The 13,679-nt window shown below is 74.3% G+C and carries 14 protein-coding genes and 1 pseudogene; 6 read left to right on the top strand and 9 right to left on the bottom strand.

Features of this window, described 5'->3' with window-relative positions; all coding sequences use genetic code 11:
• Positions 1–264 precede the first annotated feature (264 nt).
• From OTB19_RS11360 to OTB19_RS11345, 4 genes are all read left to right on the top strand, one after another.
• On the top strand, positions 265–1,206 hold the full coding sequence (locus tag OTB19_RS11360; RefSeq protein ID WP_267797932.1) for a ferric reductase-like transmembrane domain-containing protein: 942 nt from the start codon (positions 265–267) through the stop codon (positions 1,204–1,206).
• Positions 1,197–1,559, top strand: a complete 363-nt coding sequence (locus OTB19_RS11355) for a hypothetical protein (RefSeq protein ID WP_267797931.1) — start codon at positions 1,197–1,199, stop codon at positions 1,557–1,559. Before OTB19_RS11360 ends, OTB19_RS11355 begins: the two co-directional genes overlap by 10 nt.
• 137 nt (positions 1,560–1,696) lie before the next feature.
• Positions 1,697–1,981 carry a hypothetical protein gene (locus OTB19_RS11350; protein WP_267797930.1) on the top strand — a complete coding sequence of 95 codons (285 nt, stop codon included), beginning with the start codon at positions 1,697–1,699 and terminating at the stop codon, positions 1,979–1,981.
• Positions 1,982–2,018: 37 nt separating this feature from the next.
• On the top strand, positions 2,019–2,795 hold the full coding sequence (locus OTB19_RS11345; protein WP_267797929.1) for a sulfite exporter TauE/SafE family protein: 777 nt from the start codon (positions 2,019–2,021) through the stop codon (positions 2,793–2,795).
• An 83-nt stretch (positions 2,796–2,878) separates the two neighbouring features.
• Here the strand turns inward: OTB19_RS11345 and OTB19_RS11340 are convergent, their stop codons facing one another.
• On the bottom strand, positions 2,879–3,325 hold the full coding sequence (locus OTB19_RS11340; protein ID WP_267797928.1) for a DUF1772 domain-containing protein: 447 nt from the start codon (positions 3,323–3,325) through the stop codon (positions 2,879–2,881).
• Between the two features lie 91 nt (positions 3,326–3,416).
• Here OTB19_RS11340 and OTB19_RS11335 point away from each other — a divergent pair, with 91 nt between their 5' ends.
• Positions 3,417–3,995 carry a TetR/AcrR family transcriptional regulator gene (locus OTB19_RS11335; RefSeq protein ID WP_267797927.1) on the top strand — a complete coding sequence of 193 codons (579 nt, stop codon included), beginning with the start codon at positions 3,417–3,419 and terminating at the stop codon, positions 3,993–3,995.
• A gap of 55 nt (positions 3,996–4,050) precedes the next feature.
• Here OTB19_RS11335 and OTB19_RS11330 read toward each other — a convergent pair whose 3' ends face one another.
• The 4 genes from OTB19_RS11330 to OTB19_RS11315 form a co-directional block, all read right to left on the bottom strand.
• Positions 4,051–4,683, bottom strand: coding sequence for a class F sortase (locus OTB19_RS11330; protein WP_267797926.1), 633 nt, complete (start codon positions 4,681–4,683; stop codon positions 4,051–4,053).
• A 136-nt stretch (positions 4,684–4,819) separates the two neighbouring features.
• Complete coding sequence (locus tag OTB19_RS11325) at positions 4,820–5,362, bottom strand: hypothetical protein (RefSeq protein WP_267797925.1); 543 nt, start codon at positions 5,360–5,362, stop codon at positions 4,820–4,822.
• A 227-nt stretch (positions 5,363–5,589) separates the two neighbouring features.
• Positions 5,590–6,864, bottom strand: coding sequence for a sensor histidine kinase (locus tag OTB19_RS11320; protein ID WP_267797924.1), 1,275 nt, complete (start codon positions 6,862–6,864; stop codon positions 5,590–5,592).
• Positions 6,865–7,042: 178 nt separating this feature from the next.
• Entirely contained in the window at positions 7,043–7,279 is a 237-nt protein-coding gene (locus OTB19_RS11315) for a hypothetical protein (protein WP_267797923.1), read from the bottom strand.
• Between the two features lie 290 nt (positions 7,280–7,569).
• On the opposite strand from OTB19_RS11315, the gene OTB19_RS11310 reads away from it, so the two are divergent.
• Positions 7,570–8,013 (top strand): gamma-glutamylcyclotransferase family protein, encoded by a 444-nt coding sequence (locus tag OTB19_RS11310; protein ID WP_267797922.1) that lies wholly within the window; start codon positions 7,570–7,572, stop codon positions 8,011–8,013.
• A gap of 37 nt (positions 8,014–8,050) precedes the next feature.
• On the opposite strand, the gene dnaG is transcribed toward OTB19_RS11310, so the two are convergent.
• The 4 genes and pseudogenes from dnaG to OTB19_RS11290 form a co-directional block, all read right to left on the bottom strand.
• Positions 8,051–9,952 carry a DNA primase gene (gene dnaG, locus OTB19_RS11305; RefSeq protein WP_267797921.1) on the bottom strand — a complete coding sequence of 634 codons (1,902 nt, stop codon included), beginning with the start codon at positions 9,950–9,952 and terminating at the stop codon, positions 8,051–8,053.
• Between the two features lie 34 nt (positions 9,953–9,986).
• Positions 9,987–11,261 carry an NAD(P)/FAD-dependent oxidoreductase gene (locus OTB19_RS11300; protein WP_267797920.1) on the bottom strand — a complete coding sequence of 425 codons (1,275 nt, stop codon included), beginning with the start codon at positions 11,259–11,261 and terminating at the stop codon, positions 9,987–9,989.
• 108 nt (positions 11,262–11,369) lie between these two features.
• A complete protein-coding gene (locus tag OTB19_RS11295; RefSeq protein ID WP_267797919.1) occupies positions 11,370–12,683 on the bottom strand; it encodes a deoxyguanosinetriphosphate triphosphohydrolase in 1,314 nt (437 codons plus the stop codon).
• A gap of 65 nt (positions 12,684–12,748) precedes the next feature.
• Positions 12,749–13,620, bottom strand: a pseudogene (locus OTB19_RS11290) (sirohydrochlorin chelatase).
• Positions 13,621–13,679: the final 59 nt, after the last annotated feature.

Genomic DNA, 13,679 nt, shown 5'->3' with positions numbered 1-13,679 from the left:
GAGCCTCCGTCGTCGGTGGGCGGGTCGGTGGGCAGGGGGGACGGGCCGCTGCGGATCACCGCCGTGCGCTGCCGCTCCGCCGTCATGGCACGAGCGTGCGCGGCCGCTGTTTCCCCGCCGCATCGCCGTTGTTACCCGGACGGAACGCGCACCTCAGCACCGGGGTTAAGGGTCGGTGAGGCGTTCCTCAAGGCCGCCTTAAGGATCACGTCGGCTGCCCGCGCGCCCCCGAAACCGGCCCGCCGGCCGCCCAGCGTGAGCGCCATGCGAGATGCGGCGGGGCGGGTCAAGGGCGGTTTGCCGGGCGGGGCCGGGCTGGTCGTCCTGCTGTGGGCGGCCCAGGTGCACCCCTCGGCCCGGCTCGACGCGCTCTTCGCCACCGCCGCGCACCTGAGCGGCCTGCTCGCCGGGTACGGGATCCTCGCGATGCTGTTCCTGATGGCCCGGGTACCGGCCGTCGAGCACGGCGTGGGCGCCGACCGGCTCGCGCGCTGGCACGCGCTGGGCGGGCGCCACGTACTGCTGCTGTGCTTCGCGCACGGCCTCCTCGCCCTCCTCGGGTACGCCGCGTACCGGGGGATCGACGTGCTCTCCGCCGCCGGGGGGCTGCTCGGCTACCCGGCGCTCGCCGCCGCCTGCGCGGGCACCGTGCTGCTGGCCGCCGTCGGCGTCACCTCCGCGCGCGCGGTACGCCGCCGGATCCCGCACGAGACCTGGCGCGGGGCACACCTGACGGCGTACCTCGCCGCCGCGCCGGCCTTCGGCCACCAGCTCGCCGGCCCCGACCTGGCGCTCGCCGCCTGGTTCTGGGCCCTCGCCCACGCCGTCGTCGCCGTCCTGCTGGTCTGGTACCGCGCGGTGGTCCCGTACGGCAGGCCCTGCGGCACGCGCTGCGGGTGGCCGAGGTGCGGGTGGAGGGCCCCGGGGTGGTCTCCGTCGTCATGTACGGGCAACACCTGGCCGAACTGCGCGCGGAACCGGGCCAGTTCCTGCGCTGGAGGTTCCTCCAGCGGCGGCTCTGGTACACCGCCCTGCCGTTCTCGCTGTCCGCTCCGGTGCGCGGCGACACGCTCCGCATCACCGTCAAGGCGGTCGGCGGGCACTCCCGCCGGATCCGCCGACTGCGGCCCGGCACACGGGTGTTGGCCACCGGGCCGTTCGGGGCGCTCACCGCCGCGCGACGGACCCGGCCCAAGGTGCTGCTGATCGCGGGCGGTGTCGGCATCACCCCGATGCGGGCCCTCTTCGAGACGCTGCCCGGCGGCCCCGGGGACATCACTCTGCTCTACCGGGCCGGCGCGGAGGAACAGCTCGTGCTGCGCGCCGAACTGGAGGCCATCGCCGCCGAGCGACAGGCCGGGCTGCACTACCTGCTCGGACGCTCCGACGACGCCCACGACCCGCTGGCCCCGCGGTCGCTGCTGACGCTGGTGCCCGACCTGGTGGAGCACGACGTGTACCTGTGCGGGCCGCCGGGGATGTCGGACGCGACCCGGGCGGCGGTGCTGCGCGCCGGGGTGCCGGCCGGGCGCGTGCACAGCGAGTGCTTCAGCTTCTGAGCCCCGCGCCCGGCCCCCCCCGTCCTGCCCTCCAGGGCCGTCCCGCCCGCCCCTGTCCCTCCGCCAGGCCGGCCCGTCACGCCGCCCGTCCCGTCCCGCGGCTCCTGAGCCCGTCGTTCCCGAGAGGCCAACGCGCCATGCGTCACCCGCTGCACGTCGCCCTGCCCGTGTCCGTGCCCGCCGCCCCCGCACCCGCCGCCGCGGCCCGGCACCGCAAGCCGCGCCGCCCCTCGGCCCTGCGGGCCGGGGTGGCCGCGCCGGCGTCCGTACCGCCTGCTCGGCGACTCGCCGCCGGGCTGGGGCCGGCGAGCGTGCTGGCCGCCAGCGCGCTGACGGCGGCCGTGGACCCGGCGTCGCCGGTGGCTCCCGACCGGGCGCCGGCCCGGCAAAGCTCAACCTTTGCGCAAGTTTCCGGCGATTGATGGTTCGTGCACCCATCCGTTGCCTAGGGTCGAGGCCGTGCCTGACATATCCACGACCATGATCGTCGTCCTCTGCGTGGCCGCCGCCGCGGCCGGCTGGATCGACGCGGTGGTGGGCGGCGGCGGCCTGCTGCTCCTGCCCGCCCTGCTGCTGGGCCTGCCGAACGCCCATCCCGCCACCGTGCTCGGTACGAACAAGGCCGTGGCCATCGTCGGCACCGCGGGCGCCGCCGTGACGTACGTGCGCAAGGCGCCGGTGAACGTGAAGCTCGCCGTCCGGATCGGCCTCGCCGCGCTCGTCGGGTCGATGGGTGGCGCCGCGCTGGCCGGCGGGATCAGCAGGGACGCGCTCCGCCCCCTGATCATGGGCGTGCTCGTCGTGGTCGCGGGCGTGGTCATCTTCAAGCCGGGCTTCGGCGCCGCCCCGTCCACCGCGCCCGTGAGTCGACACCGGGTACTCCTGGCCATCGGCCTCGCGGGCCTCGGCATCGGCTTCTACGACGGCCTCATCGGCCCCGGCACCGGCACCTTCCTCGTACTGGCCCTCACCGCGCTGCTCCACCTCGACCTGGTCACCGCCTCGGCCACCGCCAAGATCGTCAACTGCTGCACGAACGCCGGGGCGCTGGCGATGTTCGCGTACCAGGGCATGGTGCTGTGGCAACTCGCCGCCCTGATGGCGGCCTTCAACCTGGCCGGCGCGATGATCGGGGCCCGGATGGCCCTCAGCAAGGGCAGCGGATTCGTCCGCGCCGTGCTGCTGACGGTGGTCGGGGCGCTGGTGGTGAAGCTCGGCATCGAGCAGTGGGGTTGAGGGGCGCCCCGCCCGTGAAGCCGTGACGGGCCCGGGCGCGGTCCCCGACGCGTGCGCCGTCGGCGTGGTGTCCACCCGCGGGCTCAGGCGAGGGCGGTGACCAACAGGGCGAAGGCGGCGACGATGACGGCGACGCGGACGTAGTGGAAGCGGTCCCAGCGGTTCATCTGCTCCTTCCAGTCGGCGGGCCGGTTCTCGGTGGTCCACGTCTTGCTCTGGTTGTTGATCGGGACGAGCAGCAGGAGCGACATGACCACGCTGAGGATCAGCAGCGCGCCGGCGGTGACGACGAGTCCGGCGCCGTCGTGCTGCCATCCGACGAAGGCCCAGACCGCGACGAGGACGAGCGAGCCGATGTACCAGACCGGCATGACGGCGCCGAGCATCCGGCCACCGTGGCTCCGGCCGCGTTGGTTGCTGTCGTCGGGGAGGGCGTCGAGGATCCGGTTGATGACGAAGGCGACGGAGAACTCCACTCCCACCATCAGGCCGACGAGCACGGTGGTGACGATCTCAAGTGCGTTGAACATGGCTGCCCCTCCTGGGATCTAGCGCTGCTAGATGATGGGGCGATGCTAGTCCTGCTGCCGCTTGATTGTCTAGCGGTGCTAGGATCGGCTCATGTCGGTACAGGAACGCAAGGAGCGCGAACGGGCGGTTCGCGAGCGCCTCATCGTGGCGACGGCCCGCGAACTCGCCGAGCGGCAGGGCTGGGACGCGGTCACCACCCGCCGGCTCGCCGAGCGCATCGAGTACAGCCAGCCCGTCCTCTACAGCCACTTCCGCGGCAAGCGCGAGATCATCGGCGCCGTCGCCCTGGAGGGCGCCGCCGAGATGGCCGCCGCGCTGCGGGCCGCGGCCTGCGCCGCGGACGGCCCGCGCGCCCGGGTCGCCGCCCTCGCCCGCGCCTACCTCGACTTCGCCGAGCGCAATCCGGCGGTCTACGACGCCATGTTCCAGCTCGACGGCGGACTGGCGTTCGCCGACGAGGAGACCCCGGAGCCCCTGAAGGACGCCTTCGCCGCCCTGTCGGAGACGCTCGGTGAGGTCGCCGGGGAAGGCGTCCACCCGGGACTGTTCACCGAGGTGTTCTGGGCGGCCCTGCACGGGCTGGCGACCCTGACCCGGGCGGGACGGCTGCCCAGGGGGGACGCCGAGCGGAGAGCCGGGCTGCTGGTGAACCGGCTCGCCGTGGTCTGACGCGTCGTACGGCCGGGCGGCAGGGGCGCTCGTCGCTCACGACCCGGTGCGCGCCCTAATGGGTTCCCGTCAGGTGCGCGAAGACGACCACGTTGCCCTGGTAGCCCGTACGGGGGGAGAAGCCGCCCCCGCAGGTGATCACCCGGAGTTCCGCGCGCGGCGAGAGCCCGTACACGCGGTCGTCGGGGAAGTCCTCGGCCTCGTACACCTCGACGGCGTGGACGGTGAACACCGCCGTACGCCCGTCCGCGCGCGCCACCTCGATCGCGGCCCCGCGGTGCAGCGCGCCCAGGTGGTAGAAGACCGCCGGACCGGTCGCGTGGTCGACGTGTCCGGCGATGACGGCCGTGCCGACGGCGCCCGGCGTGACGCCCTCCCGGTACCAGCCCGCGAGGTCGCGCCGGGCGGGCGGCGGCACTTGGAGGCTGCCGTCGCGCTCCAGGCCGAGGCCGGTCAGCGGGGCGTCCACGCGGATGACGGGGATCCGGATCCGGGTGGGAGGTGAGCCGGGGAGCGGATCGATGCTCCCGGGGTACGAGGCCTGGGCGCTCAAGGTGTTCAGGGCCTCGGCGGGGGAGGGCAGCGGGGGCCCCGTGGTCTCGGCGGAGCCGTTGGAGACGAGCCAGACGCCGACGCACGCGGCCAGGGCGAGGAGCCCGCCTCTGCCGGCGGCGCGGGAGGAGCCCATGTCTGCCCCCTTGCGCTCGGCGTGCCGTTCCTGTGGCTGAGCCGTCGCCCGGCCCCGCGAACGGGGGGGACCTCGCGGGGCGGGCGACGGGATGCGGTACCGGTCGGACCGCGGCCGAAGCCGCGGCGGGCCTCCGTCAGCTCTGCGTGCCGCTCGCCCGGCGACGCGTGAGCCAGGTACCGCACACGGCGACCGCGGCCAGGACGGCCGCTCCCGCCGCGATCTTGGTGGGGTTGGCGGTGGTGGTCGTCCCCCCACCGACCCCGGTGTGGACGTGGCCCTGCGGGCCGCGTTCGGTGACGATCAGGTTGCCGGTGGCGAACTTGCCGTTCGCGCAGGTCACCCCGATGTCATAGGTGCCGGGTGCGTGGTGGCGGGAGACCTGGAACTGCCCCACGACGACCTCCTTGTGGGTGCCCGGGACCAGCTTGAAACGGCCGCCCCCCACGGTGGTGGCGTCACCGTCGGCGCTGCTGCCGGGTCCGCACGCGGTGGTGTTCACGGTGACGGTGGCCCCGGCGACGGCGGACTTGGGCCACACCTCCAGCGGGGCGAAGTCCCCCGCGACGAAGCCGGGCATGCCGAGGTCTGCGGCGGCGACCGCTCCGGCGACCGGGCCGGCGAAGGCGACGGCGGTCAGCGCGGTGGCGGTGAGCACGTGTGCGGTGCGTCGGCGCATGGGGACTCCTCGGGACGGGGGGTCGTGATCCCGAGGTAACCCGGGGTCGAGCCGTCGTGCCTGCTGATGAGGTGTCAGGTATGCTGGCCGCACGGGCGTTCTCGCAGGTCAAGGACAGGGTTCGGGTCATCTGCGGCCCCCGGCCGGACGGGTGAACCGCGTCCCCGTCGCCCGCCTCGGGGGCCCGTCCGCCCGAGCGTCCGGGCCGCCCCCGTCCCGCCGGGCGTTCAGGCGTCGGGGAGGGTGACCACCGCCGAGGCGCCGGTCGGGGGAGGGTTCGACAGGGTGACCGAGGCGCCGATCGCCGCGGCCTGACCGAGTGCGATGGTCAGGCCGAGCCCCGTGCCCTGTCCTCGCTCCGGCGTCCCCGTCAGGAACCGCCGGGGCCCCTCCCGCAGCACTTCCTCCGGGAAACCGGGCCCCTGGTCCCGGACCGTCACCGTGTTCCCGGACACCGTGACCCAGATCGGGCCCGCGCCGTGGCGGCGCGCGTTGACCAGCAGGTTCGTCAGGATCCGCTCCAACCGGCGGGCGTCCGTGCGGACGGGGTCGGTCGTGTCGCCCCCGATGACCTCGGCCTCCACCCCGGAGCGCCGGGTGATCGAGAGGGCCAGCGGACCCAGCGGATGCGCCTCCAGGCGGGCCTCCTCCCGGTCCGCGTCCAGTCGGGCCACCTCCAGCAGGTCCTCCGTCAGGGTCCTCAGCGCCGCGACCCGGTCGCGCACCAGTTCGGTGGGCCGCCCGGGCGGCAGCAGTTCCGCGGCCGTGTGCAGGCCCGTCAGCGGAGTCCGCAGCTCGTGGGTCACGTCCGCCGTGAACCGCCTCTCCGCTTCCAGGCGTTGCTGGAGACTGGCGGCCATGATGTCGACGGCCGCGGACAGTTCGGCCACCTCGTCACGCGTGCCCGGCGCCCCCGCAGGACCGATCCGCGCGTCCAGGTCCCCCTCGCTGATGCGCCGGGCCGTCTCCGCCGCCGCCCGCAGGTCCCGACTCATCCGGCTGGCGAGCAGCGCCCCGCCGATCGCCGCCAGCGCCACGACACCCACCCCATATGCCACCAACTGCGCGTCCAGCTCGCCGAGTTCGGCATGCTCGCGGACCAGCGACCGCCGTACGGACAGGACGTGCTCCCCGCCCACCGGCCGGGCCGCCCACACCGTCGGGTGCTCCCCGCCCAGGTCGAGCCAGGTCGTGCGCTGCCCCGCGAGGGCCGCCTCCCGGAGCCCCGGCGGCAGGCCCGGACAGTCGATCCGCGCGTCGATCTCCCCGACCCTGCCGAAGTCGAGCCCGCCCGTCAGCTCGTACACCTGCCGCACCCGGACCAACTGGGCCACGGCGCCCGCCCGGGCGGCCTCCCCGACCTGACGGACCCGCGCGTCGTGGATCAGCAGGCCGATGGTGACGGCGACGAGCGAGCACCCCACGGCCAACAGGACGGCGATCTTCCAGCGCAGGCCGAGCGACCCCGGCAGGCGCCGCACCCGCGCCCCGAGGCGTCTCACCGCCCCACCCGCCCGCGGTCCGCGCCCGGCGAGGCGGCGCCGGGGGCGGACGGCGCCCCGGACGTACCGCCCGAGCCGCACCCGCCGTAGCGGCGCTCCTCGCTGACGACCGTCATCCGCCGCCCGTCCCACTGGTACCGGACGGCCTGCTGCGCGCCCGCGTCCGCCGCCGTGCGGATCAGCAGGTCCCGGCGCCGAGGGACTCGACGGCCATCCGCCGGCCCGTCGCGAAGAGGACGGGAACGATCCTCCCGTCCTGCGCCGTGTACACGGTCAGCGCGGTGCGCCCGGACTCCGTGTCCGCGGCGAGGATCAGCTCGGGCTTCCCGTCGCCGGTCAGGTCCAGGTACACGGGCGGCCGCAGCCCGGGCCGGCCGGGGGCGTCGATCCTGCCCCGGGTCGCGTAGTGCGCCATGTTCCGGCGGGCTCGCCCGCGGCGAGCCCGCCGGGGGAGGCGCAGCCGCCCGACACCGCGGCGAGGGCGCACAGCAGCAGGGCGGCGAGGGGACGGTGGGGCGATCGCGTCATGGAGGAGGGCAGCCGTGGGGTGGGGGACGGGCGGAATCCGATGATGGACGGGGCCCGTCACGGGGACCGGAGATTGTGTAACAGCGGTGCGTACGGTGGGATCGTGCGGGGGAAGTCGGGTCTTTCGGCCCGGGGCCGACCCCGCCGAACGTCCAGTGGAACCCGAAGGAGCACCCCGTGACATCGGTCGATCGGCCGGAATCGGTCGGATCACCCCTGCCGTTCTTCGTGTACGGCACCCTGCGCACCGGCGAGGTCAACCACGACCTGTTCCTGCGGGGCCGGGTCGCCGCCGAGACGCCGGCCACGCTGGCGGACGCCGTCCTCTACGAGGGCCCCGGATATCCGTACGCCGTCGCGCGCCCCGGCTCCGCGATACGCGGCGAGCTGATCACCCCGGCCCCCGGCCGGTACGCGGAACTGCTGGTCGCGCTCGACCTGCTGGAGGAGTACGAGGGGCCGGACCGGCCGGGCAACCTGTACGACCGGGTCGTCCGCGAGGCCCTGCTCCCGGACGGCACCCCGGTGCCCGCGTGGGTGTACCTGGCCTCCCCGCTGCTCGCCCGGGACCTGGCCGCCTCCGGCACCGAGATCCCCGGCGGCGACTGGCTCGGCCGCTGAGCGGCCCCGCCCGACCGGGGGAAGGGGCGTCGCGGGCCTACAGCCCCTCGGCACCCCGGTTGCGCAGCCGCCGGCCGTACTGCTGGAGCACCCACAGCTCCTCCTGGACCGCCGCGTGCTGCTCCGGCGGGGCCTGCGGGCTCAGGCGGGTCAGCGTGCCCTGGATTTCGAGGACCCGGCGGTCGACCGCGCGCAGGCGGACCTGCACCAGCTGGACCCCGGCGTAGATCTCGTCCACCGTCTTGGAGTGGATGGCCTCCACCGCCAGCTCCGTGACCATCGCGCGGACGGTGTCGTTCGGGGCGGCCTCGCGGACCCGGGCCAGGTAGTCGTCGGTGTCCTGGGAGGCGCCGCCGGCGTCCTGGATGGCCTGGCGGACCGCCGCGTAGGGCGGGGCGGTGAACTCGTCGATCCCGTACGCGTCGAACGCGGGGGAGACCAGGGCTGGTCGCTGGAGCGCCAACTTGAGCAGCTCCCGTTCGGTGCGGTGGGCGGGGCTGCGCAGGTTCAGCGCGGGCCCGCCGCCGAGCGGCGCCGGCGCGGTGGGGGCGGCCTCCGCCCGGGAGCGCCCCCGGCCCTGCTGCTGCGGCTGGTTGCCGCGCTCGCGCGCCCACCGCGCCAGCTGGGCGACCCGCTTGACGACGAACTGCTCGTCGAGGATGCCGAGCATGCCGGCCAGTTGGACCGCCGACTCGTGCTGGATCGAGAGGTCCTTGATGCTGGCGACGACCGGCGCCGCCTCGGCCAGCGCGGCCGCGCGCCCCGCCGGGTTCTCCAGGTTGTGCCGGGACACGATGTGCCGCAGGGCGAACTCGAACAGCGGGGTCCGGGCCTCCACCAGCCCCGACACGGCGGCGTCCCCCTGCGCCAGGCGCAGGTCACAGGGGTCCATGCCGCCGGGGGCGATGGTGATCGAGGTCTCGGCCGCGAACTTCTGGTCGTCCTCGAAGGCGCGCAGCGCCGCCTTCTGACCGGCGGCGTCGCCGTCGAAGGTGAAGATCACCTCGGCCGTGGCGTTGTCCATCAGCAGGCGCCGGAGGATCTTGATGTGGTCGCCGCCGAAGGCGGTGCCACAGGTCGCGATCGCCGTGGTGACCCCGGCCATGTGGCAGGCCATGACGTCCGTGTAGCCCTCGACGACCACGGCCCGGGAGGTCTTGGCGATCTCCTTCTTGGCCAGGTCGATGCCGTAGAGGACCTGGGACTTCTTGTAGATCGCGGTCTCGGGGGTGTTCAGGTACTTGGGGCCGTTGTCGTCGTCGCGCAGCTTGCGCGCGCCGAAGCCGACGACCTCGCCGCTGATGTCGCGGATCGGCCACATCAGCCGGCCGCGGAACCGGTCGATGGGCTTGCCGCTGCGGCTGTCCTGGGCCAGCCCGGAAGTGATCAGTTCCTTGTCGGTGAAGCCCTTGCCGCGCAGGAACCGGGTCAGGTGGTCCCAGCCGGCCGGGCTGTAGCCCACGCTGAAGTGCGTGGCGGCCGCCTGGTCGAAGCCGCGCTCCGCCAGGAACTTGCGGCCGATCTCGGCCTCGGCACCGTCGAGCTGCTCCACGTAGAACTGGGCGGCGGCCTTGTGCGCCTCGACCAGGCGGATCCGCTCGCCGCGGCCGCTGGTGCCGGCGGTGTAGCCGCCCTCCTCGTACCGCAGGGTGATGCCGGCCTGGCCCGCGAGCCGTTCGACCGCCTCCGAGAAGGAGAGGTGGTCGATCTTCATGATGAAGTCGAGGGTGTCCCCGCCCGCCTGGCAGCCGAAGCAGTGGTACAGCCCCTTGCCGGGGCTGACCTGGAAGGACGGGGACTTCTCGTCATGGAAGGGACAGAGGCCCTTGAGGTTGCCGCCACCCGCGTTGCGGAGCTGGAGGTAGTCGGAGACCACGGCGTCGATCGGGACCGCGTCCCGTACCGCCTTCACGTCGTCGTCGTTGATCCGTCCTGCCACCCGTGAAGTCTACGGCCGGGCGACGGCAATCCCGTCAGGCCCCCTCCGCCACCACCAGCGAGGAAAGCGGAACCGACGGGTCCGAGAGCCTGCCCGGGTCCACCGGCGCCTTCGACCTGATCAGGGCCTGGATGTGCTCGGTGACGTCCCACACGTTCACGTTCATCCCGGCCAGCACCCGGCCGTCGGACAGCCAGAAGGCGATGAACTCCCGCTTCCCCACGTCGCCGCGGATCAGCACCTGGTCGTACCCGCCGGGCGGCGCGTACCCCGAGTACTCCAGGCCCACGTCGTACTGGTCGGAGAAGAAGTACGGCACCCGGTCGTAGGAGACCTCCCGGCCCAGCATCGCCCGCGCCGCGGCCGGACCGCCGTTGAGGGCGTTCGCCCAGTGCTCCACCCGCAGCCGGGTCCCGAGCACCGGGTGATGCGCCGCCGCCACGTCCCCGACGGCGAACACGTCCGGGTCGGAGGTGCGCAGGGACGCGTCCACCGCGATCCCGCCGCCGTGCTCCCGGTCGATCAGGGCCAGCCCCGAGGTCTCGGCCAGCGCGGTGCGCGGCGCGGCGCCGATCGCCGAGAGCACCGCGTGCGCCGGGTGCTCCTCGCCGTCGTCGGTACGGGCGGCCAGAACCATCCCGTCGTGCCCGACGATCTCGGTGAGCCGGGAGCCGAAGTGGAAGCGGACCCCGTGCTCGGCGTGCAGGTCCGCGAAGAGCCGGCCGATCTCCGGGCCCAGCACCGCGTGCAGCGGAGTCGCCTCCGGCTCGACCACGGTCACCTCCGCGCCGTACCCGCGCGCCGCCGCAGCGACCTCCAGGCCGATCCAGCCCGCGCCCGCGATCAACAGGTGGCCGTTGTCCCGGCCCAGACCGGCCAGGACGTTGCGCAACCGCTCGGCGTGCGCGAGCCGCCGCAGGTGGTGCACGCCGGCGAGGCCCGTGCCCGGGATGTCGAGGCGGCGCGGCTCCGCACCGGTCGCCAGCAACAACTTGTCGTAGTGCAGCGCGGTGCCGTCGCCCAGCACCACCTTCTTCGCGTCCCGGTCGAGCTGCACCGCGGGCTGACCCAGATGCAGCTCGATGTCCGAGCGCGCGTACCAGGACGGCTCGTGGACGAAGACGCTCTCGCGCTCCTCCTTGCCCGCCAGGTAGCCCTTGGACAGCGGAGGCCGTTCGTAGGGATGCTCACGTTCGTCGCCGATCAGGATCACCCTGCCGGTGAACCCCTCGGTCCGCAGCGTCTCGGCCGCCTTTGCCCCGGCCAGTCCCGCGCCGACGATGACGAATGTTCGGTGTGCGTCGACCACCTGATGCCTCCTCATAACCTCTCCGCCACATGCGACCACATGCGAGCGTCCCGCACTGAGCCTGCCCCGTGAAGGGGGAATGGCCCGATCGGCTCACCCTTCGGAGCGTCAGGGCCTTCTGGTGAGACGGGCGTGAAGGGAGCGCGCGGACGCGTCGGTGAGACAGGCGATCTGGTCGACGACCGCGCGCTTGCGGGCCTTGTCGTCCGCCGCGGCGTCGAAGATCGCTCTGAACTGCGGTTCCAGGCCCTCGGGCGCGCGGGCGCTGAGCGCCTCCGCGAGTTCGGCCAGGACGACGCGTTGGTCGGCGCGGACCCGCTCCTGCTCGTCGCGCTGCATCACGTACAGGTCCGCGACCGCCTTGAGGACGGCGCATTCGTTGCGAGCCTCGCGCGGGACCACCAGTCCGGCGGAGTACCGGGTCAACCGGCCCGGCCCGTGGGCCTCCCGGGTCGCGGTCTCGGCGGCCGTGCAGAAACGGCCGATCAGTTGGCTGGTGGCGTCCTTCAACCGGGCCTGCGCGATGGCGGATCCGTCGTAGCCGTGCGGCCACCACTCCTGCTCCATCAGCCGGTCCAGGGCCTCGCGCAGCTCCTCGGGCGCGGTGTCGGCCGGCACGTACCGACCGATGGCGACCCGCCAGATCGTGGCGCGCTCGGGCTCCGCGAAGAGCAGGTTCGGGTCGAGGTGGCCGGCGTGCAGGCCGTCCTCGAAGTCGTGGACGGAGTACGCCACGTCGTCCGCCCAGTCCATGACCTGGGCCTCGAAGCACTTGCGGTCGGCGGGCGCCCCCCGGCGCAGCCACTCGAAGACGGGCAGGTCGTCCTCGTACGCGCCGAACTTGACCGAGCCCGGGTCGGTGGGGTGGTCACCGCGGGCCCAGGGGTACTTGGTGGCGGCGTCCAGGCAGGCCCGGGTGAGGTTCAGGCCGACGCTGACGAGCTCGCCCGACACGGCATCGGGCACGAACCGCTTGGGCTCCAGGCGGGTGAGCAGGCGCAGCGACTGGGCGTTGCCCTCGAAGCCGCCGCAGTCCTTCGCGAACTCGTTCAGCGCCTCCTCGCCGTTGTGGCCGAACGGCGGGTGGCCCATGTCGTGCGAGAGGCAGGACGCCTCGACCAGATCGGGATCGCAGCCCAGGGCCAGCCCGAGTTCCCGGCCGATCTGCGCGCACTCCAGCGAGTGCGTCAGGCGCGTACGAGGGCTCGCGTCCCAGTCGTACGAACGCGTGCCCGGGGTGACGACCTGCGTCTTGCCGGCGAGCCGGCGCAGCGCGGCGGAGTGCAGCACTCGGGCGCGGTCCCGCTGGAAGGCGGTCCGGCCGGGCCGTTTGTCGGGCTCGGCGGCCCAGCGCTCGGTGTCGGCCGGGTCGTACGGGTCGACGGGACGGGCGGGTGCGGTGGTGCCTTCCAAGCCTTCCATGGTCAGACGGTAACCGGAACCACCGTCAAGGCGGGCGATCCGACCGGACCCGACCCCGGCAGGACCTACGCGACGGCCCGCTCCAGCGGTCGTTCCCGGCGGGCCAGGGCCTCCTCGTACCGCCGCACCACCAGCCGGGCCAGCGCCGGGTGCGCGCCCAGCGGCGCCGCGGCCGGCCCGGTCGCGGCGGCCGCGCTCGCGGTGGCGAACCGGCCGGGCGCGGTGAAGTACGAGGCGACGGCGACCCGGCGCCCGGTCCGGACCGACAGCGCCCGCACGGCGTCGGGCACGCTCGGCGCCGCGGCCGAGGCGTGGCCCGGGACCACGGCGACCCCGCCGAGGCGCTCGGAGAGCAGGGCCGCGCCGCGGCGGACGTCGACGGCGGCGTCGGGGTCGCGCGAGCCGGCCGCGGCCAGCACGACGGGCGTGCCGGGGCTCCAGCCCGCCTCCAGCAGCCGCTCGTACAGGGCCTCGACCAGCAGCGGATGCGGACCCAGCGGCTCGGCTACCCGGGTCCGCAGATGGCCGGCCCGGGCGGCGGTCGCGGGCAGGTCCCGCTTGACGTGGTGCCCCCGGCTGAGCAGCAGCGGCACCAGGACGGCCTCGCCGGCGGCGCGGTCGAGGGTGTCGGCGAGCAACGGCCGGTTCAGCTCGACGTGCCCCAGCCGGACGTCGAGCCGGGGGCGGAGCTCACGGACCCGTTCGAGCAGGGCCTCGACGGTGGGCAGGGCACGAGGGTCGCGGCTGCCGTGGGCCACGGCGACGAGGGTGGGTTGCATGCGTGGACTCCGTGGTGCCGGGCGCCCGGGCCGTGCCGGGGGCGCAGTCCGCTGAGCTGCGTGCCGAGCTGCGCGGTGATCCGCGTCAGCAGCTCCGCGGCGGTGGCGGGAGGGAGGGGGATGGACTGGTACTCGGGCGGGTGCGCCGACTCCGTCATGAACCGATCCTGCGGGGTCGAGGTTGCCGGGGCGTTGCGCCGGGGTGACGGGTCTTTAC

Source organism: Streptomyces sp. H27-H5 (assembly GCF_026627505.1).
Classification (GTDB): domain Bacteria; phylum Actinomycetota; class Actinomycetes; order Streptomycetales; family Streptomycetaceae; genus Streptomyces.
This window is presented reverse-complemented; position numbering and strand designations above follow the sequence as displayed.

Bases quoted from the DNA above. Each gene is read 5' to 3' on its own strand.
- OTB19_RS11330 (WP_267797926.1), bottom strand. From the start codon at position 4,683: ATGGGCTCCTCCCGCGCCGCCGGCAGAGGCGGGCTCCTCGCCCTGGCC.
- OTB19_RS11335 (WP_267797927.1), top strand. From the start codon at position 3,417: ATGTCGGTACAGGAACGCAAGGAGCGCGAACGGGCGGTTCGCGAGCGC.
- OTB19_RS11350 (WP_267797930.1), top strand. From the start codon at position 1,697: ATGCGTCACCCGCTGCACGTCGCCCTGCCCGTGTCCGTGCCCGCCGCC.
- OTB19_RS11325 (WP_267797925.1), bottom strand. From the start codon at position 5,362: ATGCGCCGACGCACCGCACACGTGCTCACCGCCACCGCGCTGACCGCC.
- OTB19_RS11340 (WP_267797928.1), bottom strand. From the start codon at position 3,325: ATGTTCAACGCACTTGAGATCGTCACCACCGTGCTCGTCGGCCTGATG.
- OTB19_RS11360 (WP_267797932.1), top strand. From the start codon at position 265: ATGCGAGATGCGGCGGGGCGGGTCAAGGGCGGTTTGCCGGGCGGGGCC.
- OTB19_RS11315 (WP_267797923.1), bottom strand. From the start codon at position 7,279: ATGGCGCACTACGCGACCCGGGGCAGGATCGACGCCCCCGGCCGGCCC.
- OTB19_RS11295 (WP_267797919.1), bottom strand. From the start codon at position 12,683: ATGGAAGGCTTGGAAGGCACCACCGCACCCGCCCGTCCCGTCGACCCG.